Consider the following 21,041-nt stretch of genomic DNA (forward strand, 5'->3'; position numbering starts at 1 on the left):
CCTAGGACGCTGCCGGTAGAATTGTGGTGGCCCCCAAGGGCGTGAGCCGCCCACCACAACAACCCGTAGGGGATCCCTTTTGCTTACTCTGCAGCCACGCCAGCGCGTCGGACATGACATTTTGCTTGCCCGCCACGGCAACCACATCAGCTCCATGCGCTTCGACCGGGCCAATGACCGCATCGTGGCATTGCTCGACGATGGCTCAGTGGACAGCGCACCGAACATGATTACCCCACTGCTCCAGATGCCGGAGACTTTCCGAAGCGTCATGCGTTCCGACTGGAAATTGTTGCTTGCGGTCAGTTCCGCCATGTTGGCCGTTGGAACCCTGGCCATGCTGCTGTCGTTTGGAATGATCGGCGGCATGGGCGCTCAGCAACTGCGCGATCTTGCGCTCAGCTACACGGCCTACTAGACCAGCCAACTCCGCAGGCCCCACCAGAGTCCTGCGATGACCCCACCGCCGAACAACGAGCCTGCGATGACCTGGCCGAGCGTGTGGTCCCGCAGCACTACCCGCGACCAACCGACCGCCGGGACCAGAAGCAGCAACGGCAGCCACGCAGGTCCAAATATGAGAGCCGCGATGACTGCGGCCGCGGAGATCGCCGAGGCATGACCGCTGATCTTCCACACAATGCTGACCGCAGCCAACACCGTGATACCGCCGATCAACGCAAGGATCATCACTGAAACGCTCGCCGGAGCGTGGATGGCGTTCAGGAGCAACAGCCCCAAACCCACGGAGACGAGCGCCAGCATCAGCAGAGGTGCCCGCTCCCTGCGGTCGCTGACGTGATGGTCGCTCAGTCTGCCGAGCCTCACCATGACCAGGACATAGGCCAGCGGCAGTACGCAGACAAAGAACGCCCCGAGGGCCCCGAACCACATCGTCCCCGGGAAGCCCGGTTCCACCGCAGGGCTGACAAGCAGCAAGACGGACACCACCACGGGCGGTTGGAAGACTTCCGTCAGGATCCGGGCAGCACGGTGCGGCACCGCGGAGGCGGGCCCGGCGGTGTACTGCCGTCCCCGCACACCGCCCTGCTCAGTCAAGCAGCAGCGCCGGCTCTTCGAGAATGGATGCTACGTCCGCCATGAAGCGGGCGGAGAGGTCCCCGTCCACCACGCGGTGGTCGAACGAGCCGCCAAGCGTGGTAATCCACCGCGGGATGACTTCGCCGTCGAGCACCCAAGGCTTTTGCTTGATGGTACCGAACGCGACGATCGCGACCTCACCTGGATTGATGATGGGCGTTCCCGTGTCAATACCGAGCGCCCCGACGTTGGTGATGGTCAGCGAACCACCCTGCATTGCCGAAGGCTGCGTCTTGCCCGCCCGCGCCGTGCTGGCCAGTTCGTTGAGCGCGAGGGCCAGTTCCTTGAGGGAAAGGTCCTGCGCATCCTTGATGTTGGGCACCATGAGTCCGCGCGGCGTGGCCGCAGCAATCCCCAGGTTCATGAAGTGCTTGACGTGGATCTCCGCACCGCCCTTGCCGTCGGCGTTCTCCACCCAAGTCGCGTTGACGCTCGGGTTGCGGGCCGCCGCCCAGATGACGGCTTTGGAGAGGATCAGCAACGGCGACACCTTGATGCCCTCGAAGTCCCTGGAGGCCTTGAGCCGCTTCACGAATTCCATGGTGCGGCTGGCATCGACGTCGACGAAGATACTCACATGCGGCGCCGTGAAGGCCGATTCCACCATGGCCTTCGCGGTGGCCTTGCGGACGCCCTTGACGGGGATCCGTTCCACGCGCTGGTCCTGCGGTTTCTTGGACGCACCCCAGAAGCTGTCTGCCTGGTCCACCTCGGCATCGCGCTGCGCCTGGTAACTGACCAGGTCCTCACGCGTCACTTCGCCGCGGGCTCCCGTAGGAACGACGTCGGCGAGGTCAATGCCAAGATCCCGGGCAATCTTGCGCACGGGAGGCTTGGCCAACACCCGGTAGACGAGGCCGCTGACCGTTGCACCAAGTCCGGTGAAGCCCGCCGCCTGGTTTTCCGCTCCCTGGTTTGCCGCGGGAGGCTGTTGTTCGGCGATGGTGCGCAGCGGAAGGGCCGAAGCGGTGGGTTCGACCACGGGCTCAACGACGGCGGGCGCCGTCGCCGCGGCGGGAGCCTGCGCTGGCAGGACGGAGGCGGCGGCCTCACCGGCACCTTCCGGGCGCTTACGCGGGCGGCGCTTGACGGCGTCGGCCTTGGGACCGGAACCGACCAGCGGGCTGGCGGCAGGCCCAGCGTCGGCCGGTACGGCGTCGTCGGGCAAGTTGCCGTACATCAAGGTCTCGGCGAGCTGTTCTGCGGCCGGCTGCGTAACTTGTTGCGTAACGGCGGGTGCGGCCGTGGGCGCTGCGGGCGTCAGGGTTGGCTCTGTCTCTCCCGCGGCAAGGTCCGAAATGCCGATAATCGCGGTTCCCACTTCGACCGTGATTCCCTCGGCGACGAGCAATTCAGCTACCGTCCCGGCATACGGGGACGGTAATTCCACAAGGGACTTGGCGGTCTCGATCTCACAAATGACGTCGTTGATCGCCACAGTGTCGCCGGGCTTGACCTTCCAGGAGACAATTTCCGCCTCAGTCAGGCCTTCGCCGACGTCCGGCAGGTTGAATTTCTTAACAGTCACTTAGGTCCTCGATCTCGGCTGACCCGTCCGCAGGGCGGCGGGTGCAATCAGGGGCGGCTAGTACGCCAGGGAACGGTCCAAGGCTTCGAGGATCTTGTCGATGTCCGGCAAGTAGTCCTCTTCCACCTTCGCCACGGGATACGGCATGTGGAAACCGCCCACGCGGATCACCGGAGCCTCAAGATGCAGGAACGCACGCTCGCTGATCCGCGCAGCGATCTCGCCGCCGATCCCACCGAACGTCGGCGCCTCGTGCGCAACGATCAAGCGGCCGGTCTTCTTGGCGGATGCCGTGACCGTGTCGAAGTCGATGGGGGAAATCGAACGAAGGTCGATCACCTCGACGCTGTATCCGTCCTCTTGTGCCGCAGCTGCGGCAGCCAGTGCGACCGGAACCAGCGGACCGTACGCCACGATCGTGGCGTCGGAACCTTCGCGAAGGATGTGCGCCTGGAACGGGTCCGACGCCGGTCCGGCATTTTCGGTGTCCACCTCGCCCTTGAGCCAGTATCGGCGCTTGGGTTCGAAGAAGATGACCGGGTCAGTGCACTCAACGGCTTGCTGGATCATCCAGTAGGCGTCGTGGGCATTGGAGGGCGTGATGATGCGCAGGCCCGCAGTATGGGCAAACAGGGCTTCCGGTGATTCTGAGTGATGTTCTATCGAGCCGATACCGCCACCATAAGGAATCCGGATGACCACGGGAACAGTCAGCTTGCCCGCGCTGCGCGAATGCATCTTGGCCAGCTGGGTGGTGATCTGGTTGAATCCGGGGAAGACAAAGCCGTCGAACTGGATTTCGCAGATGGGCCGGTAGCCGCGAAGGGCCAACCCTATCGCGGTGCCGACGATGCCGGACTCCGCCAGAGGGGTATCCACGACCCGGTCTGCCCCGAACTCCTTGATGAGGCCATCAGTCACACGGTAGACGCCGCCCAGCGGCCCGATGTCTTCTCCCATGAGCAGGGATTTCGGGTTGTTGGTAAGGGAAGCACGCAGGCCCTCGTTGATGGCCTTGGCGATGGTCATGGTGGTCATCAGTTGCCGGCCCCCTCTTGATCGTCGCCTTCGAATCCGGCGGAGTATTCTTCGAACCAAGCAAGTTCCTCGGCCACCAACGGGTGCGGCTCGGCGTAGACACCGGCAAACGACTCGCGGATGTTCGGGCCCTTCAGGCTTTGGGTGGTGCTACGGACGTGGGCTGCGAGTTTGTCCCCGTCAACCCTGACTTCCTCGAAGAAAGCGTCGTCGGCCAAGCCTTCGTTTCGGAGGTATTTCTCCAAGCGATCCAACGGATCCTTGCCCCGCCAGGCGACCTCTTCCGCCGAGTCGCGGTACTTGGTGGGATCGTCCGCCGTGGTGTGGGCACCGACGCGGTAGGTGTATGCCTCAATGAGCACAGGCCCGCGGCCCTCCCGTGCGTGTTCGAGCGCCCATTCAGTGACTGCGTGGACTGCGATGACATCGTTTCCATCCACCCGGATTCCCGGGAAGCCGTATCCCTTGGCCCGGTTGAACAGGGGAACCTTGGTCTGGACCTCGGTGGGGACTGAGATGGCCCAGTGATTGTTCTGGCAGAAGAACACCACGGGAGCGTTGTAAGACGCTGCGAAGACCATGGATTCGTGGACATCTCCTTCGGAGCTGGCGCCGTCGCCGAAATAGGCAACAACAGCAGCCTTCGGTTCGTTGGAACCGCCGGCTTCCGCGAGCTTCTGATCCCGCTGGATTCCCATCGCGTAGCCAACGGAATGGAGCGTCTGGGCCGCCAGGACCAGGGTGTAGAGATGGAAGTTATTCTCGGTGGGGTCCCAGCCGCCATTCGAAATTCCGCGGAACAGCTTCAAGAGTTCGGCCAGATCCACATCCCGGGTCAACGCAACGCCGTGTTCCCGGTACGTGGGAAAGATGTAGTCCTGCCGTTGGGTGGCACGTCCGGAACCGATCTGGGCGGCCTCTTGTCCGGTCAGGGGAACCCAAAGAGCAAGCTCGCCTTGGCGCTGGAGGGCCGTGGCCTCCTGATCGAAACGGCGTACTTTGGCCATGTCGGCGTAGAAACCCCGCAGCTGCCCAGGTTCAAGGCGCTTGGCGTAGTCCGAGAAGACAGGATCGGTTCCTAACCTGCCGTCCGGCCCCAGCAGCTGGATCATCTCGGCTGCGGGATCGTTCGAGACGCCCTCCGAGGGAAACTGCTGATCCACCACCGCGCCGTTGGTCCCGGGCGTGGGCAATTGAGTTGCGCCCATTCCGTCTCCTTGCCTGCTGCAGCCCGACGCTGAGCAATATTCGCTGATATATGCCGATTCGGGAATGCATTCCCGAATCGGCATATCTTGGCTTTCGTCCCTTACTTTATCCGCAGTAAGGGACGCAGGGGCATTTGTTAACCGCTAGGAAGCCTGCGGCGCTTTTGTATAGGAAGCACAGAGCTCGAGGAATCGAGTGTTGGCTTCAACCTCTCCTATGCTGACCCGGACGCCTTCGTTTCCGAAGGCCCGCACGGACAACGCCCGTTCGGCTGCTAATCCAGCAAATTCGGCACTGTTCTCTCCCAGGTTCAGCCACACGAAGTTGCCTTGGGCCTCAGGAACGAACCATCCCAACTCCCGGAGCCCTGCTGTCACCCGGTCCCGCTCGTCAACCAGGCTTTGTACCCTTTCAACAACCTGGTCGAAATTCTCCAGCGAGGTGATGGCGGCGCGTTCGGCGATTTGGGAAACCGCAAACGGCGTGGCGGCCACGCGCAGATGCTGGGTGAGGTCCGGACCTGAAACGCTGTATCCAACGCGGAGCCCTGCGAGGCCGTGTGCCTTGGAGAACGTACGGAGAACAACGACGTTGGGATACTTGCGATACAGCTTGATGCCGTCCACGGCATTCTCGTCCCTGACAAACTCCTGGTAGGCCTCGTCGATAACAACAACGACGCCCGTCGGTACGGATTGGATGAACCTTTCGGTTTCCTCCGCGGTGAGGATAGGGCCTGTGGGGTTGTTAGGCGTGCAGAGCAAAATCACCTTGGTACGGACGGTGACAGCAGCCGCCATGGCTTCAAGATCGTGCCGTCCGTCGGAAAGTAGCGGGATCTGCACACTCTCAGCCCCGACAAGCCCCACGCTGATGGGATAGGCCTCGAACGAGCGCCAGGCGTAGATGACCTCATCGGCCTTGCCGTCGTGATTCTGTCCCGCAAACGTTGAAAGGATCTGGTTCAGCGCACCGAGGCTTCCGGCTCCGGTGACGACGTCGTCAGCGGGGATTTCCAGGAAGCCAGCGAGGGCCGTGCGCAACTTGGTGGACAAGGGGTCCGGGTATCGGTTGATATCCGACTGATCGGCAATTGCCTGAAGTACAGCGGGAATGGGCGGCAACGGGTTTTCGTTGGACGACAGTTTGTAGCTGGTCAGGCCTTCTATCGCTGCAGGCGGCTTGCCTGCAGCATATTTAGGGAGCCTGTCCACCACCGGGCGGGGACGCACCCCCACCGGTGCGTTGTCAGAAGAATTCATGACATAAGCCTACTTGCAGGGCTTCGAGCCATGCGGGCGAGCCGCCCCGACTGCGCATGTGAAAGCATGGGCGCATGGGTTCATTCATTGTGCGTGTCCTGATCAACGGCCTGGCCCTCTGGGTTGCCAGCTGGATTCTGCCCGGGATGGATATTTCCACCTCGGCGACCACCAATGCAGTCAACAAAGCGGGGGTCACCCAAGGCGGCGACACCTTGGGCTTGGTTCTTGCGTACCTTTTCATAGGCCTGATTTTCGGCATCGTCAATGCGTTGGTCCGGCCTCTGGTCAGTTTGCTTTCCCTCCCGATCACGGTCCTCACGCTCGGCCTGTTCACGATTGTCATCAACGCGGCCATGCTCTCCCTCACAGCCTGGTTGAGCAGCTACACACCGGTACACCTCACCATCGACAGCTTTTTCTGGACCGCGGTTCTCGCGGCGATCATCATCAGCCTGATCTCCATGGTGGCAAGCTGGATTCCAGGTGCCAACAGGCGGTAAAAGGCTCTGAGTCTCACCGTCGTGCCTCACCGCGCTCCCGATCCTGAACGGATGTCTGAGGGAACGGCTGGCTTTGTTCTCGACGGGGTGGCCGGCGGCTGAGGAGCGTCACGGCTCAGCTTGAATCTGCTTATCTTGGCCATTCCCCCAACGCCTAGCAACCCGCCCAGAGCGGCTGTGGATGCCGCGAGCGAAGGATCAGAACTGAGCTGCACCAGTTTTGCCCCTTCCTCATAACCGGAAAGCTTGTGTGCTGGGCCGATGGGCAGGTTTTCACCCGGCGCCGGGTCCACCGGGTTGGTCATGGTGACAGTGACCCTGTCCTTGGTATCCGGGTTCACCTTGCCGTCAGCGCCCGGGACTACATCGTGTTCGTGCTCCAAGTGCAAGCTTCCGATCCCCGCCTGCGGCGTGATTCCCCCGACAGGTGATCCAGCCGTTACGACGAACTTGAGGTTGTACTCGGCAAGGAACGCCTTGTCTTGGCTCAGGTTCATGGCATGGATCCCGCCCTGACTGTGGCCCACGGCCACCACCGTCTCGCTCGCCACCGCACCCGCCTCGAGCAACGCCTGCCGGATGGCTTTGCTGGTTTCCTTCGAGCTGTAGCCCAGTGCGTCGGCAATACCGGCCTGGTCCCAGGGATTGCTCCCCCCTGGAGGGTTGCCAAGCTGGGTACCCGGAATCAATACCACCCAGGCCCGTTCTCCGTTCTTGTCCACCTGCACGACCGCAATTTCACCCTCCGAACCGGCCGATACGTGCCTCAGTTCCTCCAACATTCCTGCCGCCGACAGGTCCACGCTCTTGCTGATGGTCTCGCCACCGCTGACCGTAATGGGGCGGGGCTTGAGGAAGTCAAACGCCGGAATTGCGGCGATCGTCCTGACAACGGCGCCGACGTCGGTTGGTCCAACGATGGCTCCTACGAGGTTGGCGGCTACCGGCGGTAGCCCCATCATCGATGCCAAGATCCGGGGCAGATCCTGGACAATTCCTTCAGTGGCGCCCCGCGCGCCAAGATCCAAGCGATTCGGACCGTCGCTGAGGACCGGCAGTCCCATACCCATTCGCAGCCTGATAGCCAGATGCGATTCCGCAAACTCATATTCCCTGTGGCTCGCCCTGACGTCGCTGCCGATCCGCTGAAGCTGTTCACGGACCCGCCCAATGTCCCTGCCACTTTCCCCGACGGCAATAATGGCGTTGCTTCCGCTCCCGTAGGAGGAAGCCTGGTAAGGGAATAGGGCAGTTCGCACCGCCTCAGCCTCCCTCTCAACAGCCTGCAATTGGAGTACAAGTTCGTCCAGTGCGGCCGCGCCAGCAAGCAACTCTTCAAACTGGAAGTTGATTCCGCCGACGCCGCCGCGGATGCGCAGGGTCCCGTCCGGCCCCGGAGGTTGGGGGTGGGGTGCCGTACCGCCATCCACGGGAGCGATCTCGGACATCAGAAGCCGGACGAGGTGTTCGATGTCAGTTTCGCGGCATGCCGAAGCGTTGCTGCAGCGGCCTCGCTTAAAGCATCACGCCCCCTTCGGAGGGAAGCGGCCTGCAACGCAATGGTGGTCCGGTAGGCACGGCCGGCCGGGGACTCCCATTGATTCAGTTGTAGCTGCGCCAGCTTGGCAAGCACGGCATCAACTTGGTCTGCACAGACGGTCATCCGCCATCCGAGCTGCTGCACTTCCCCTGCGCGTGAAGTACACACTTCGGAATCCAAATCCGGTCCACCGACCGGCATCAATGTAACGCTCATGACGTTGCTCCCCTCCAGGCTCGATAGTTGTTGCTGGCACCGACGCTACGTCGAGCCTCCAAGGCGCGGAACCGCCGTGCCGGGTTATGTGGACAAAACTGTCGATAACGCGGCTGTGAAGGGAAAGTGCTGGTGTTATGCACATAGAGAAACGCGGCTTAATGGCGCGGGCCTAGTTCATGAAAGAATTGGGTCATGTCTGAAACCGTCGCCGCCGCTGTTACCCGTACGCCCTCTGGACGCCTAGCTCTTGCCGCTTCGCCGGAACCGATCGCTTTGGGCCCGCTGGACGGGCGGTATCAGTCCGCCGTCGCTCCCCTGGTCGACTACCTGTCCGAGGCCGCCCTCAACCGCGATCGTGTGGCCGTCGAAGTCGAGTGGCTCATCTACCTGACCAGCAACAACGTGCTCCCCGGCGCCGGTCCCCTGACCGCCGATCAGCAGGAGAAGCTCCGCGCCATCGTCACCGAGTTCGACGCCGCTGCGGTCACCGAACTCGCCGAACTCGAAGCCGTCACGGTCCATGACGTCAAAGCCGTCGAGTACTACATCGGCCGTCGCCTGCCCGCGATCGGTATCGAAAGGCTGACTGCGCTCGTGCACTTCGGCTGCACCTCCGAAGACATCAACAATCTCTCATACTCCTTGGGCGTCAAAGGTGCAGTGGAAGATGTCTGGCTCCCGGCTGCCAGTGGCTTGGTGGCGCAGATCTCAGCGATGGCCGAAGAGAACCGCGCCGTCCCGATGCTCTCCCGCACCCACGGCCAGCCCGCCACGCCCACCACGCTTGGCAAGGAACTGGCAGTCATCGCCCACCGCCTGCGCCGCCAGCTGGACCGCGTTTCCAAGACCCAGTACCTGGGCAAGATCAACGGCGCTACCGGAACCTATGCTGCGCATGTTGCTTCGGTTCCCGGTGCCGACTGGCAAGACATATCCCAGTCCTTCGTTGAGAGCCTGGGACTGACCTGGAACCCGCTGACCACCCAAATCGAGAGCCACGACTGGCAGGCTGAACTCTACGCCGACGTCGCGCGCTTCAACCGCATACTGCACAACCTCTGCACGGACGTTTGGAGCTACATCTCCATCGGCTACTTCCGGCAGATCCCGGTCGCTGGCGCCACGGGCTCCTCCACCATGCCGCACAAGGTCAACCCGATCCGCTTCGAAAACGCCGAGGCCAACTTGGAGATCTCCAACGGGTTGTTGGACACCCTAGGGGCCACCCTGGTGACGTCCCGTTGGCAGCGAGACCTCACGGATTCTTCCTCGCAGCGCAACATCGGTGTCGCATTCGGGCATTCGCTTCTTGCGATCTCGAACGTCGCCAAGGGTCTGCTGGCTTTGGACGTTGCCGAGGATGTGCTGGCGGCCGACCTCGACACCAACTGGGAGGTCCTGGGCGAAGCCATCCAGATGGTCATGCGCGCCGAGGCCATCGCTGGCGTTGAGGGTATGGAGAACCCTTACGAGCGCCTCAAAGATCTCACCCGCGGACAGAGGGTCGACGCCGCCCGTATGCAAGAGTTCGTCTCCGGTCTGGGATTGTCTCCCGAGGCCGAGGCGCGCCTGCTGGCGCTGACGCCAGGCAAGTACACGGGTATCGCCGAGCAACTGGTCGACCATCTGAAGTAGGACCCAGCGTTGCGAAGGGCAGTCGGCCGATGCTGTCGCACGGCTGCCCTCCGCAACGCTGCCGTCCGGGCAGGGTGTCGGCCTCGCGTCAGGGCTCCGGTCCTGATTGGCTACGAATCGCCGGGTCAAAACGCCGCGTGGGCCCGGTATTTCCGAATCGATGTAAGGAACTGTGTCAGCATGAGGCTCTTGCTTATCCGTCACGGACAAACCCCTGGAAACGTCTTAGGGCAATTAGACACAGCCTTTCCCGGTCCGGGGCTGACTGAACTCGGCGAACGTCAAGCCGCTGCACTCCCCAACTCCCTTGCCGGCGAAGACTTCACGGCCATCTACGCATCGACGTTGATCCGCACCCAACTGACCGCCGGCCCGCTCGCCAATGCTCTCGGGCTGGAGGCCACCGTCTTGGACGGTCTGCAGGAGATTGAGGCCGGGACTTTGGAAAAGCTCACGGACCACGAATCGCACCACCGGTACATGAGCACCGTTTTCGCCTGGACAGACGGGGACCTGGCTATCCGCATGCCAGGAGCCGGTGACGGTCACGAGTTCTTTGCCCGCTACGACGCAGCCATTGCCAAGGTAGTCGCGGCAGGCGACAAGACCGCCGTCGTGGTCAGTCATGGTGCCGCGATCCGTTGCTGGGCCGGGCGCCGCGCGTATGATGTCGGCCGCGAGTTCGCCGCGACCCACCAGCTGCAGAACACCGGAATCGTCGCGCTCGAGGGCGACCCGGAGCGCGGCTGGCACCTGCTTCATTGGGACCAAAGCCCCGTGGGCGGACTTGCCCTGGCCGACCGGACGGCAGAAGATCCCACCGGCGACCCACTCTAGGCGCCGTTGGTGAACCTGCGGGCACGCCCTCGGCGCGACGACGCGCCCAGACGCTCCCTCACTTCCCGTTGGGGACCCTTGAAGACTGCGACCCGGGCGCCGCTTGGAGATTCCGCATGACGAGGGACGTGGTGCCATTTAGGGCTATCATCAGCGCGTCATGGAAAGCCCGAATCACGGGATGGCCGCCGGCACCAGCTCGGACCACGGTGTAAACGGTTCTGGCCATTCCTGGCCGGAGCAAATGCAAAGACACGTCAGGTCTCGTGTTCGCCCACATCAGGTCCGGAAGGAAGGCCAAGGCCAGTCCTTGAGAGGCAAAGCGCTGATGGACAAACATATCAGGAGACTCGTATTGCACGCGAGGTTCGAAGCCAGCTTTTCGACAGACGTCGACCGCCCATTCTCGCGCCGGGGTTCCTGCCGGTTCCATGATCCAAGGATCCTCCGCCAACTGTTCCAGTGACAGACCGAATCTCGCGCGGGGGTCTGAGGCTGAAATCCCGAGCCTCATGGCGTCTTCGAAGAGAAGGTGTTGTTCGATGGCCTCGGAGCGGACCAATGGTTGCCCCGGGAACGACTCGACAATGGCCAAGTCGAATTCCCGTGCGAGGACGCCGGGAATGGCCTCATCCGGTTCAGCCTGGGTCAGCAGAACCTCGACCTCTTGGTAGGTTCTCGTGACCCACGCGATGACCTCGGGCAATAGGTTAAGCGCAGCCGTTTGAAACCCGGCCACGCGCAGCGTTCCGGAAATGACATCCAAAGAGGCTGCGATGTCCGATCTCGCCTCTTCTAGTTGGTTGAGGATTGTCTCCGCATGGGCGACGAGGATGCGTGCCTGCGCCGTCAGCCTGACCCTCCGGCCATCGGGTTCGAGAAGCCGGACTCCGACCTCTGATTCCAGTTGTGAAAGCTGCTGCGAAATGGCCGAGGTGCTGTAAGACAATGCGGTGGCCACCGCGGAAAGCGTGCCGCGGTGGTGGAGTTCTCGAAGTATCTGTAAGCGTCGCAAGTCGTACAAAGATAGCCCCTTCGTCCCATTTTTCTTAACGATATCTCGAAGAAGCTTTTGATATACGAAAAGATTATCTCGTGTGACTCTAATTACATGGGAATGAGAGCCGCGGTCCCGGTGAGATCCACCGACGCCGATAAGACGTACAGCGCTCCTGAAGCGCGGGCTTGGCGGTGCGCCGCAATCCACAGCGGTGCATCTGATTTCCAACTAACCATCCCCGGCTTCACCGCGACACCGCTAGTCCCCACAAAACACCTAGCGGAGGAATTCGGGGTGGGGCGGGTCTTCGTCAAGAACGAAGCGGTCCGGTTGGGGCTCGGTTCTTACGAGGTCCTCGGCGCATCATGGGCCGTTTGCAGGCTCCTTGCAATGACTTTGGGCACGTCAACGATTCAGACTTTCGACGGGCTTCGTACTACCGCTTCTGCGGAACTGGGCAAATACACCCTCGCGACCGCCACCCAGGGCCATCACGGCCTGGGCGTTGCTTGGATGGCTTCCGCACTAGGGTTGGCGGCCGAGGTATTCGTACCCGCTTACGCGGCAGCGTCGACGATAGGGGACATCGTCGCCAAAGGTGCGCACGTCACCATCGTGCCGGGCTCCTACGAGGATGCCATGACCGAAGCGGTCAACTGGGCCCATGCAAACCGGCAGACCCTGCTCGTGCAGGACACCTCCTGGGCAGGATACGTGGATGTTCCACGTTGGATCGCCGAAGGATATCAGACGATCTTCCTGGAGTTGGACCGGCAGCTGAGCTCCGAAGAAACGCTGCCCGTAGCCCTGCTCGCCGTCCCCATAGGTGTCGGATCGTTAGCCCAGGCTGCGGTTCAACACTATCGGAGCCAGACAGCGATTCCGCAGCCTTCGCTCCTGAGCGTGGAAGCCGAGAACGCCGCTGCGGTCCTGGCAAGCCTGCGCGAGCGGCGACTGCAGTCGCTGCCTTCAGCCAAAACCCACTTGTCAGAACTGAACTCGCATACACCCTCACCCTTGGCATGGCCCTTCCTGAGGAACGGACTCGACGCTGCCGTGGCGGTCTCGGACGCTTCCGCCCTGGCTGCGATGACCCACAACGCCGACTCCCAACCCAGCTTGGGCCCCGGAGGAGCAGCCTGCCTTGCTGGACTTCGGCTGATGCTGACTGGGCGGGGCAACGCTGAACGGAGACATCGCCTCGGCCTCGATGCGCACTCCACCGTCGTTCTGGTCAATACCGAAGGCCGCGATTCGCTCCACTGAAAGTTACAACCCCAACCAAACGAAAGGACTTCGCCATGCGAACTCCCAAACGACTAGCGCTTATGCCCATCCTCCTACTGCTGGGAGTCACGGGCTGTTCATCGCCTGTCACTACAGGCGAAGCGGCGCAGACCCCTGCCTCGACCCCGGTAGTCAAGGTCAATGAGAAAGCAGCCGCACTCGTTCCTGCTGCTGTGAAATCGAAAGGTACCCTGGTGTTCGCGATGGATGCCTCCTACGCTCCGTTCGAGTTCTTCGATACCGACAACACCACCATCACAGGATTCGACGCGAATTTTTCCGACGCCGTTGCCGCAGCGATGGGATTGAAAAGCCAGAAGGTCAACACGAACTTCGCCGCAATTCTGCCGGGCTTGCAAGCCGGCAAATATGACATCGGCAACTCCAACTTCACCATCACTCCGGAGCGAGAGAAAACCGTCGACTTCGTGCCGTTCATGAAGTCGGGGTCCGGACTCGGAGTCAAGAAGGGAAACCCTGAAAACCTGAGCATGGATTTCGCTTCGCTCTGCGGTCATCACGTTGCAGCCCAAACCGGAACCGTCCAGGCCCTGACCGACCTGCCGGAGTTGACAGCCAAATGCGTCAGTGCCGGGAAACCCGCGATTGACGTCCAACTCTTCGCGACACAGAATGATGCCAATCTGGCCCTGAGCAGCGGCAGGGTCGACGCGCTCATGGCCGACAGCGTCGGAGTCGCGTACCAGGGCGAACAGTCCAACGGCGCATTCGAGCTGGTCTCGGGTCCGTTGTACAAGCCGTCCGAACTGGGTATTGCGCTGCCCAAAGGCTCACCCCTGATTCCCGCCGTAACGGAAGCCGTCAACGGCCTCATCAAAGATGGTACGTACGCGGCGATCGCCAAAACCTGGAAACTGCCCGTCGAAACCTTGATGACGCCGGGAGCCTGAGATGACAACCTCCCAAATCACGGCTCAGCACGTCAACGCTGAGGACCTTCCGGTAGTACCCCGACGTCACCTCGGCAGATGGGCCGCCGCGGCCGTAATAGTTGCCGTGGCCGCCGTCTTCCTCCAATCGGTCATCACCAACCCGCGCTTCGGCTGGACCACCGTGGGACAGTATCTTGGCCAAATCTCCATTCTGAATGGCTTGCTCAATACCCTGCTGCTGACGGTCAGCTGTATGGCCATCGGAATCGTCCTCGGAATCATCCTGGCCATCATGCGGCAATCAGCAAATCCGATCCTTCGCGGCGCAGCCTTCGCCTACACTTCCTTCTTCCGAGGGACACCCGTGCTGGTCCAGATCCTCTTCTGGTTCAATCTGGCCGCGCTGTACCCGGTGATCTCATTTGGAATCCCGGGCGTTTCCCTCGATGCAAACGCCCTCATCACTCCTTTCGCCGCGGCGATCCTTGGACTGGGCCTCAACGAGGCCGCCTACATGGCCGAAATCGTCAGGGCCGGAATAATCGCCGTCGACGGTGGACAAAACGAAGCTGGCGCAGCCTTGGGGATGACGAAGTTCCAGACCATGTACCGCGTGATCCTCCCTCAGGCCATGCGGGTCATCATCCCACCCACCGGAAATGAATTTATCGGGCTGCTTAAGACCAGCTCGCTCGTGAGCGTGATCGCAGTTCCAGATCTTCTCTACTCGTCCCAGATCATTTACTCGAGAAATTTCCAGACAATTCCGCTGCTGATCGTAGCCAGCATCTGGTACCTCCTCGCGACAACGATCCTCTCTACAGGCCAGTTCTACATCGAACGACACTTTGCTCGCGGCACAAAGAACATGCCAATGACCCCACTGCAACAAGTCCGCCACTTTTTCCGCACGCACGCGAAGCCACTGGCACCGGCAAACGACAGGAAGAAATAATGACTGCAACGGCATCCCACCCCAGCAGCCCGATGCTCAGGGCGGAGAAAGTACATAAGTCGTACGGGCGGATCGAGGTCCTGAAAGGCGTCGACCTCGAAGTCCGAGCGGGGGAAGTGCTTTGCCTTATTGGTCCTTCCGGATCAGGCAAGAGCACCTTCCTCCGATGCATAAACCATCTTGAAACCGTTGATGGTGGCAGGCTCTGGGTGGATGGCGAGGTCGTCGGTTACGAGCAACGAAACGGCAGACTCCATGAACTTGCCGATCCAGACATCTGCCGTCGCCGCGCCGAGATCGGCATGGTCTTCCAGCACTTCAACCTCTTTCCTCACATGACGGTGATGGAAAACCTCATCGAGGCCCCTACGAGGGTCCTGAAGGAATCCAAGGCTGAAGCTGTCAAAAGGGCTTCGCGCCTGCTCGAACAGGTCGGACTGTCCGACAAAGCGAACGCTTATCCCCGCCACCTTTCCGGAGGACAACAGCAACGCGTGGCCATAGCCAGGGCGTTATGCATGCGCCCAAAGCTCATGCTCTTTGACGAACCCACATCGGCGCTGGACCCGGAGCTGGTGGGCGACGTGCTGAACGTGATGCGCGAACTGGCAAAGAGCGGCATGACCATGATTGTCGTTACCCATGAAATGGGATTTGCCAAGGACGTGGCCGACCGGGTGGCTTTTTTCAACGGCGGGCAAATCGTCGAGCTCGGGCCGGCCCGCCAAGTGATCACTTCACCCGCCCATGAACGTACCAAGGCCTTTCTGGCCTCAGTCAGATAGACGGGGGAACATTAGATGACTCTGGCGAACGACGATTCCACCATGGAATCCGTGGTGGCCTTGCTGTCCGATCTGATCGCCATCGACTCCTCGAACCCGGATCTGGTGCCGGGAGCTCCCGGCGAAACGGAAATCGCCGACTATGTCAGCCATTGGCTTGATCGGAGAGGATTCGATATCCACCGGCTGGAAACCAGACCGGGGCGTCCCTCGATCGTCGCTACGGCACGGGGAACCGCGGGCGGACGCAGCCTCATGTTGAACGGCCACCTCGACACGGTCACGCTGAAAGGCTACGAGGGAGATCCGCTCCTCCCCGTCATCAAAGACGGGAACATTTACGGGCGCGGAGCGTTCGATATGAAATCGGGACTGGCCGCGATGATGGTCTCAGCAGCAGCGGTTGCAGAGGATAGTCACCGAGGAGACATCATTCTCGCGCTGGTGGCCGACGAAGAGTACGCAAGTGCCGGCACGGAGGAAGTCCTGCGGCAATTCAGCGCTGACGCCGCGATCGTCTCAGAGCCTAGCTACTTGGAAATCACGATAGCCCACAAGGGTTTTGTCTGGTTCGAGGTCACCATCGAAGGAAAAGCAGCGCATGGATCGCGAGCTGACCTAGGCATCGATGCGATCGCCAAGACCGGCCGATTCCTCGTCGGGCTGGAACGGCTGTCAAAGCAACTCGCTACCGGACACGGCCACCCCATGCTGGGCAGCGGAAGCATCCATGCCTCCTTGATCAGCGGTGGCGAAGAGCTCTCCAGCTACCCCGCCCGCTGCACCATCTCCCTCGAACGCAGGACAGTGCCGGGTGAAACCCCCGAGACAACCGAGGCGGAACTCCGCACAATCCTTGCTGAAATCGCCGAGGAAGATCCAGACTTCCGCTACGAATTGCGGCGGATGCAGTCGGGAAGCACCTTTGAAACCCAACTGGACCAACCCATCGTCCAGGCAACTCTAAATGCAGCGGAACGCATTCTGGGCAGATCTGCCACTCTGCGTGGGGAACCGTTCTGGACGGACTGCGCTCTCCTCGACGAAAGAGGCATCCCCTGCCTGCTGTTCGGTGTGGACGGTGGGGGCGCCCATGCCCCCACTGAGTGGGCATCCTTGGATTCCCTGCGGGACGTCACCCGTATCTTGACGGAAACCATACGGGATTTTTGCGCCTGACGGGAACCCCACCGGCAACACGCCGGGAGCCTGTATCCCACTATCAACCAATGGAGGAAACACATTGAGCACGAACGCACTCGAAGGTACCGTACGGGGACGCCTGAACGATCTCAACATTCAACTGCCCCGCGTCAGTGCCCCGCTAGCCAGCTACGCCCCCGCAGTGCGCACCGGGAACCTTGTATTCACGTCCGGCCAACTCCCTTTGGTGGATGGCAAGTTGGAATCGATCGGGAAGCTGGGCGACGGGATCAGCGCGGACCTTGGCTACGAGCTCGCCCGCACCAGCGCACTGAACGCCTTGGCTGCCGTTGCGGAGCTGCTTGATCTCGATTCAATCGCGCGCATCGTCAAGGTGGTCGGCTTCGTGGCCTCCGCTCCGGGCTTCACAGGCCAGCCGGGTGTCATTAATGGCGCCAGCGACGTCTTGGGATTGATTTTCGGGGACCAGGGCGTCCATGCGCGCTCCGCGGTCGGCGTGGCAGAGCTGCCACTGGGCTCTCCAGTCGAAGTGGAAATTGTTGTCGAAGTCCGCTGCTGATCACACCCTGCAATCCCCCTGTCCGAGCACCAGAATACGAACCATCTAAGGAATGGCACCCATGTTTGATATCCAGGCGATCCGAGCGGCGACACCCGGATGCGAAAACCGCATCCACCTGAACAACGCCGGCGCAGGACTCCTTTCCCGTAAAACACTGACCACTATGACCGGCCACCTGGAACTGGAGGCGAATATCGGCGGTTACGAGGCTGCAGCCAGCGAACAGGTGAGGATCGCACAGACCTACGCGAACATCGCGGAACTGATCAATGGACGAGCCGACGAGATCGCACTATTCGACAATTCAACACACGCTTGGAATGCCGCGTTCTACTCTATGTCCTTCAAGAAAGGTGACAGGATTCTCACTGGTCGGGCTGAATATGGGAGCAATGTTCTGGCCTATCTACAAATAGCCCAGCGGACCGGCGCGGAAATCGTCATTGTCCCCAATGACGAACACGGCCAGCTCGACCTCCGCGCCCTGGAATCCCTCATCGACACCCGGACAAAACTCATTGGAGTGAGCCACATACCGACGAGCGGTGGTCTTATCAACCCGGCGGCAGAGATCGGCCAGATCGCCAGAAGAGCCGGCGTGCCTTTTCTTCTCGACGCGACCCAATCGGTCGGTCAAATTCCCGTGGACGTCGAGGCGCTGGGCTGCGACATGCTTACGGCAACGGGACGCAAGTTCCTCCGAGGGCCCAGGGGCATCGGGTTCCTGTGGGTCCGGACCAGTGCTCTCGAGCAACTTGAGCCATTCGTTGCCGAAATCGCATCCGCGACGTGGGATGGAGACCGCGGGTTTGAATGGCAGCCCGGAGCGACCCGCTTCGAGACCTGGGAATACAGCTATTCCAACATTCTCGGACTCGGCACGGCAGTTCGTCAGGCGCTGGACCTCGGGATGGAAACCATTGCCCAACGATGCACTGAGCTGGGCGCATCTCTGCGCGGCCAGCTCGATGCAATCCAAGGAGTGAGCACCTTCGATCTGGGCGCCAAAAAGGGGGCCATCGTTACCGCAAAGTTCGACAGGGTTCCAACAGAGGTTGCGGCCTCGATACTGGGGAAACAAGGCATCAACGTCTCCACTACGGTTCCGGAGCAGACACAGTTCGACACGGAAGACCGGGGAGTTCATCCCCTTGTCCGTCTTTCGCCCCACTACTACAACACCGAAGATGAGATCGCCCGGGCAGTCCGAGCGATGAGTGATCTGGCAAGTCAACGGCTCGCTAACGTCTAGCGGCGGCGCTCAGCCAGTCGCGGAGTCGGGGCGCGCTCGAGTTGCTCGGGCGCGCCCCCCGCTATTTCTCCGGACGCTTACCCGCAGGAAACACCGCGGTAACCCCAACTTCCTAAGCTTGATTTGCATAACCCCTCCGGCGAAAGAGGTTCCGATGCAAACCAATCCGCGGCTCAACATCAGACAGGTCACGTGGGCTAACCCTGTGGGTGCAGACCTCCGCGCAGCGCAGCAAGCGGAACTGGACACACGATTCGGCAACTCCGAACACGAGCCCGGGCCCGCACCGTCGGAGGCAGATACCGCTGTTTTCGTCGTAGCCTACGAAAAGTGCTCAGGCCAGCCTCTGGGTTGCGGCGGGCTAAGGATTCTGGACGCCGAGACCGCAGAAATCAAGCGCCTCTACGTTGTTCCTTACGCGAGGGGCTCGGGAGTGGCGAGCTCCATCCTTGCCGCGCTCGAGGCGCAAGCCCACTCCCACGGATTCAGCGTGATCACCGCGGAGGCTGGATCGGCCCAATCGGACGGGCGCAGCTTCTACGAGAGCGCCGGCTTCGCGGCGGTCCCCAACTTTGGCCCGTACGTCGGCGTCAGTCACTCGCAGTGTTACTCCAAGCCGATCGATTCGCGCAGCGCTTCCCACACGGCGATGGCCTAACGGCCTGGCCCCCGGCGCATTCGACTCGGAGCCAAGGCAGGCGACATCAATCCAGGCTTCGGCCGCCCTGCCCTAAGTGCGCCCGGTTCAGGGCTTCGATTTCGTCGTCGCTGAGGTCATCGAAGCTCCGGGCTTCGTGTCTGTCGCTGCGTGAGAATCGGACGAACATCAGGATGATGAGCGGGAGGTCAACAGTCTCCGCGAGGAACCACATCAGGTCTCCGGCGAGTTGTTGGTCACGCAACGGTGGGGGGAACCAGGCTGGATGGTTGCCCAAGATCGAGGTGGCGCCGTCGAGAATTCCCGGGCTGAGCCGCATCAGGACTCCCGGCACCGCGTCGGCGAGTAACTCGATGAACACAAAGATGAACTCGACCACAATGAGTGACCCAGTGCGTCCTGCTCCGTCTTCCATGATCGGAACTGTCATGAAGAGTCCCATGACAGGCACAAGCAAAGTCAGGACGACGTCGGCGCCCGGGTTGGTCCGGAGCACGTAGAAGAACGGGGTCAAGAAGACAGTGAACATCGCGAGACCCAGAAAGGCCGCCACGAGCGTGTTGCTGAGCATGCGGACGAGCCCGTGGCCGAGGACCGCTTCCACCCTTGCTGCGCCAATGGGGCCCAGGGTCTGCCGTGCAAGCGTCAGTGGCTTTCCCAGGGCAATCAACAGCGGAACCACAAACAGGTATGACGTCACTTTGAGGGTGAAAGCCCACCGCAGATCGTGGCTGTAGGTGCCGGGGAATCCAAAGCTCAAGGCAGCGAAACTACCGAGGCCAAGGACAAAGAAGGCAAGGGAGTTCCACAAAGGCCAGCGGATATCCCGCCGTTTGGCGGCCACCAGGCCTTTTGAGTACAAGATGGCTGCCGCAATAAGAACGACCAGGGCAGGCCAGTTCATGGACCAGGATCCCAGTACGACGTCCAACGGTGGCATGATCAGCAGTCCCGGCCGGATGGCTGGGCGGCCAGCTCAGCCTTATTGTGGGTTTTATCGATCTTCATGGTCTTCCTCCAGCGTGTTCCCGGCGTGCCGCATGGTGCGCGAATCGGCGTTTCGCATAGTGAGCTGAACCGGGTGCACCGTATCCATGTTACGGAGTCGCGCACAGCATGGCACGCCGCAGAAGACGTGGGCGCCCGGCCTCGGCTAATCTCGCATTATGGAAAAGGCCGACATCACGTTCCGAACCCGCAAGTGGATACGTCCCGAGGACCTCAACGCCAACGGGACGCTGTTCGGTGGAAGCCTGCTGAAATGGATCGACGAGGAAGCAGCCATCTACGCGATCCTCCAACTCGGAAACGGCCGCGCGGTCACCAAGTACATCTCCGAAATAAACTTCGTCAGCTCAGCGGTGCAGGGCGATTTGGTGGAAATGGGCCTGACTGCAGTCCGCTTTGGCAGGACATCGCTGACCATGCGAGCGGAGGTGCGCAACATGATCACTCGCGAGAGCATCCTGACCATCGAGGAAATAGTATTCGTCAACCTCGGCCGCGACGGTCGGCCGGAACCGCACGGCTATACCGAGATCACCTACGAGCGCGACCGCATCCCCACGCACCACCTGACGCAAGCGCTCCAAGAGGACTAAGCCCCAACTAGC

The 21,041-nt window shown here is 61.4% G+C and carries 22 protein-coding genes; 13 read left to right on the forward strand and 9 right to left on the reverse strand.

The window, feature by feature from the left end:
• The first annotated feature begins 79 nt into the window (after positions 1–79).
• Positions 80–418, forward strand: a complete 339-nt coding sequence (locus A3M3_RS0119400; protein WP_028267736.1) for a hypothetical protein — start codon at positions 80–82, stop codon at positions 416–418.
• On the opposite strand, the gene A3M3_RS0119405 is transcribed toward A3M3_RS0119400, so the two are convergent.
• The 5 genes from A3M3_RS0119405 to A3M3_RS0119425 all read right to left on the reverse strand — a co-directional run bounded on the left by A3M3_RS0119405 (position 415) and on the right by A3M3_RS0119425 (position 6,138).
• Complete coding sequence (locus A3M3_RS0119405; protein ID WP_442853124.1) at positions 415–1,059, reverse strand: phosphatase PAP2 family protein; 645 nt, start codon at positions 1,057–1,059, stop codon at positions 415–417. The genes A3M3_RS0119400 and A3M3_RS0119405 overlap by 4 nt on opposite strands.
• A complete protein-coding gene (locus A3M3_RS0119410) occupies positions 1,052–2,629 on the reverse strand; it encodes a dihydrolipoamide acetyltransferase family protein (RefSeq protein ID WP_028267738.1) in 1,578 nt (525 codons plus the stop codon). The genes A3M3_RS0119405 and A3M3_RS0119410 overlap by 8 nt, the downstream gene beginning before the upstream one ends.
• Before the next feature lie 57 nt (positions 2,630–2,686).
• Positions 2,687–3,667: an alpha-ketoacid dehydrogenase subunit beta gene (locus A3M3_RS0119415; protein ID WP_028267739.1), complete on the reverse strand. Its 981-nt coding sequence runs from the start codon at positions 3,665–3,667 to the stop codon at positions 2,687–2,689.
• Positions 3,667–4,875 (reverse strand): pyruvate dehydrogenase (acetyl-transferring) E1 component subunit alpha, encoded by a 1,209-nt coding sequence (gene pdhA / locus A3M3_RS0119420; RefSeq protein ID WP_028267740.1) that lies wholly within the window; start codon positions 4,873–4,875, stop codon positions 3,667–3,669. The genes A3M3_RS0119415 and pdhA overlap by 1 nt, the downstream gene beginning before the upstream one ends.
• A gap of 144 nt (positions 4,876–5,019) precedes the next feature.
• Entirely contained in the window at positions 5,020–6,138 is a 1,119-nt protein-coding gene (locus A3M3_RS0119425) for a histidinol-phosphate transaminase (protein WP_028267741.1), read from the reverse strand.
• A 74-nt stretch (positions 6,139–6,212) separates the two neighbouring features.
• On the opposite strand from A3M3_RS0119425, the gene A3M3_RS0119430 reads away from it, so the two are divergent.
• Positions 6,213–6,641 carry a phage holin family protein gene (locus A3M3_RS0119430; RefSeq protein ID WP_028267742.1) on the forward strand — a complete coding sequence of 143 codons (429 nt, stop codon included), beginning with the start codon at positions 6,213–6,215 and terminating at the stop codon, positions 6,639–6,641.
• A 26-nt stretch (positions 6,642–6,667) separates the two neighbouring features.
• Here the strand turns inward: A3M3_RS0119430 and A3M3_RS0119435 are convergent, their stop codons facing one another.
• The gene (locus A3M3_RS0119435) at positions 6,668–8,089 is read right to left on the reverse strand and encodes a hypothetical protein (RefSeq protein ID WP_035743378.1); all 1,422 of its coding nucleotides are present in this window, start codon (positions 8,087–8,089) and stop codon (positions 6,668–6,670) included.
• On the reverse strand, positions 8,089–8,397 hold the full coding sequence (locus tag A3M3_RS0119440; protein ID WP_028267744.1) for a hypothetical protein: 309 nt from the start codon (positions 8,395–8,397) through the stop codon (positions 8,089–8,091). Before A3M3_RS0119440 ends, A3M3_RS0119435 begins: the two co-directional genes overlap by 1 nt.
• A 195-nt stretch (positions 8,398–8,592) precedes the next feature.
• On the opposite strand from A3M3_RS0119440, the gene purB reads away from it, so the two are divergent.
• Complete coding sequence (gene purB, locus A3M3_RS0119445; protein ID WP_028267745.1) at positions 8,593–10,035, forward strand: adenylosuccinate lyase; 1,443 nt, start codon at positions 8,593–8,595, stop codon at positions 10,033–10,035.
• 180 nt (positions 10,036–10,215) lie between these two features.
• Positions 10,216–10,872, forward strand: a complete 657-nt coding sequence (locus A3M3_RS0119450; protein WP_028267746.1) for a histidine phosphatase family protein — start codon at positions 10,216–10,218, stop codon at positions 10,870–10,872.
• Between the two features lie 58 nt (positions 10,873–10,930).
• On the opposite strand, the gene A3M3_RS25985 is transcribed toward A3M3_RS0119450, so the two are convergent.
• Positions 10,931–11,896: a LysR substrate-binding domain-containing protein gene (locus A3M3_RS25985; protein ID WP_081736953.1), complete on the reverse strand. Its 966-nt coding sequence runs from the start codon at positions 11,894–11,896 to the stop codon at positions 10,931–10,933.
• A 93-nt stretch (positions 11,897–11,989) separates the two neighbouring features.
• Here A3M3_RS25985 and A3M3_RS0119460 point away from each other — a divergent pair, with 93 nt between their 5' ends.
• From A3M3_RS0119460 to A3M3_RS0119495, 8 genes are all read left to right on the forward strand, one after another.
• On the forward strand, positions 11,990–13,138 hold the full coding sequence (locus tag A3M3_RS0119460) for a pyridoxal-phosphate dependent enzyme (protein ID WP_081736954.1): 1,149 nt from the start codon (positions 11,990–11,992) through the stop codon (positions 13,136–13,138).
• Between the two features lie 35 nt (positions 13,139–13,173).
• A complete protein-coding gene (locus tag A3M3_RS0119465; protein ID WP_028267748.1) occupies positions 13,174–14,070 on the forward strand; it encodes an ABC transporter substrate-binding protein in 897 nt (298 codons plus the stop codon).
• A gap of 1 nt (position 14,071) precedes the next feature.
• Positions 14,072–15,007 carry an amino acid ABC transporter permease gene (locus A3M3_RS25990; protein WP_035743381.1) on the forward strand — a complete coding sequence of 312 codons (936 nt, stop codon included), beginning with the start codon at positions 14,072–14,074 and terminating at the stop codon, positions 15,005–15,007.
• On the forward strand, positions 15,007–15,792 hold the full coding sequence (locus tag A3M3_RS0119475; RefSeq protein WP_028267749.1) for an amino acid ABC transporter ATP-binding protein: 786 nt from the start codon (positions 15,007–15,009) through the stop codon (positions 15,790–15,792). Before A3M3_RS25990 ends, A3M3_RS0119475 begins: the two co-directional genes overlap by 1 nt.
• A 15-nt stretch (positions 15,793–15,807) precedes the next feature.
• A complete protein-coding gene (locus A3M3_RS0119480) occupies positions 15,808–16,971 on the forward strand; it encodes an ArgE/DapE family deacylase (RefSeq protein ID WP_028267750.1) in 1,164 nt (387 codons plus the stop codon).
• A gap of 64 nt (positions 16,972–17,035) precedes the next feature.
• Complete coding sequence (locus A3M3_RS0119485; protein WP_051423404.1) at positions 17,036–17,515, forward strand: RidA family protein; 480 nt, start codon at positions 17,036–17,038, stop codon at positions 17,513–17,515.
• A 61-nt stretch (positions 17,516–17,576) separates the two neighbouring features.
• Positions 17,577–18,770 (forward strand): aminotransferase class V-fold PLP-dependent enzyme, encoded by a 1,194-nt coding sequence (locus A3M3_RS0119490; RefSeq protein WP_197023335.1) that lies wholly within the window; start codon positions 17,577–17,579, stop codon positions 18,768–18,770.
• A 154-nt stretch (positions 18,771–18,924) separates the two neighbouring features.
• Positions 18,925–19,428: a GNAT family N-acetyltransferase gene (locus tag A3M3_RS0119495; RefSeq protein ID WP_028267753.1), complete on the forward strand. Its 504-nt coding sequence runs from the start codon at positions 18,925–18,927 to the stop codon at positions 19,426–19,428.
• 46 nt (positions 19,429–19,474) lie between these two features.
• Here the strand turns inward: A3M3_RS0119495 and A3M3_RS0119500 are convergent, their stop codons facing one another.
• Positions 19,475–20,368: a cytochrome c oxidase assembly protein gene (locus A3M3_RS0119500; RefSeq protein WP_028267754.1), complete on the reverse strand. Its 894-nt coding sequence runs from the start codon at positions 20,366–20,368 to the stop codon at positions 19,475–19,477.
• Between the two features lie 226 nt (positions 20,369–20,594).
• Here A3M3_RS0119500 and A3M3_RS25995 point away from each other — a divergent pair, with 226 nt between their 5' ends.
• The gene (locus A3M3_RS25995) at positions 20,595–21,029 is read left to right on the forward strand and encodes an acyl-CoA thioesterase (protein ID WP_081736955.1); all 435 of its coding nucleotides are present in this window, start codon (positions 20,595–20,597) and stop codon (positions 21,027–21,029) included.
• Positions 21,030–21,041 lie beyond the last annotated feature (12 nt).

Origin of the sequence: Arthrobacter sp. MA-N2 (genome assembly GCF_000517125.1) — a bacterium.
Classification (GTDB): Bacteria; Actinomycetota; Actinomycetes; order Actinomycetales; family Micrococcaceae; genus Arthrobacter; species Arthrobacter methylotrophus.

Excerpts from the sequence above, each read along its gene's own strand:
- A3M3_RS0119450 (WP_028267746.1), top strand. The coding sequence starts at position 10,216 with ATGAGGCTCTTGCTTATCCGTCACGGACAAACCCCTGGAAACGTCTTA.
- A3M3_RS25995 (WP_081736955.1), top strand. The coding sequence starts at position 20,595 with ATGGAAAAGGCCGACATCACGTTCCGAACCCGCAAGTGGATACGTCCC.
- A3M3_RS0119480 (WP_028267750.1), top strand. The coding sequence starts at position 15,808 with ATGACTCTGGCGAACGACGATTCCACCATGGAATCCGTGGTGGCCTTG.
- A3M3_RS0119475 (WP_028267749.1), top strand. The coding sequence starts at position 15,007 with ATGACTGCAACGGCATCCCACCCCAGCAGCCCGATGCTCAGGGCGGAG.
- A3M3_RS0119425 (WP_028267741.1), bottom strand. The coding sequence starts at position 6,138 with ATGAATTCTTCTGACAACGCACCGGTGGGGGTGCGTCCCCGCCCGGTG.
- A3M3_RS0119415 (WP_028267739.1), bottom strand. The coding sequence starts at position 3,667 with ATGACCACCATGACCATCGCCAAGGCCATCAACGAGGGCCTGCGTGCT.
- A3M3_RS0119465 (WP_028267748.1), top strand. The coding sequence starts at position 13,174 with ATGCGAACTCCCAAACGACTAGCGCTTATGCCCATCCTCCTACTGCTG.
- A3M3_RS0119440 (WP_028267744.1), bottom strand. The coding sequence starts at position 8,397 with ATGAGCGTTACATTGATGCCGGTCGGTGGACCGGATTTGGATTCCGAA.
- purB (WP_028267745.1), top strand. The coding sequence starts at position 8,593 with ATGTCTGAAACCGTCGCCGCCGCTGTTACCCGTACGCCCTCTGGACGC.
- A3M3_RS0119500 (WP_028267754.1), bottom strand. The coding sequence starts at position 20,368 with ATGCCACCGTTGGACGTCGTACTGGGATCCTGGTCCATGAACTGGCCT.
- A3M3_RS0119490 (WP_197023335.1), top strand. The coding sequence starts at position 17,577 with ATGTTTGATATCCAGGCGATCCGAGCGGCGACACCCGGATGCGAAAAC.
- A3M3_RS0119435 (WP_035743378.1), bottom strand. The coding sequence starts at position 8,089 with ATGTCCGAGATCGCTCCCGTGGATGGCGGTACGGCACCCCACCCCCAA.
- A3M3_RS25990 (WP_035743381.1), top strand. The coding sequence starts at position 14,072 with ATGACAACCTCCCAAATCACGGCTCAGCACGTCAACGCTGAGGACCTT.
- A3M3_RS0119430 (WP_028267742.1), top strand. The coding sequence starts at position 6,213 with ATGGGTTCATTCATTGTGCGTGTCCTGATCAACGGCCTGGCCCTCTGG.
- A3M3_RS0119495 (WP_028267753.1), top strand. The coding sequence starts at position 18,925 with ATGCAAACCAATCCGCGGCTCAACATCAGACAGGTCACGTGGGCTAAC.
- A3M3_RS0119460 (WP_081736954.1), top strand. The coding sequence starts at position 11,990 with ATGAGAGCCGCGGTCCCGGTGAGATCCACCGACGCCGATAAGACGTAC.
- pdhA (WP_028267740.1), bottom strand. The coding sequence starts at position 4,875 with ATGGGCGCAACTCAATTGCCCACGCCCGGGACCAACGGCGCGGTGGTG.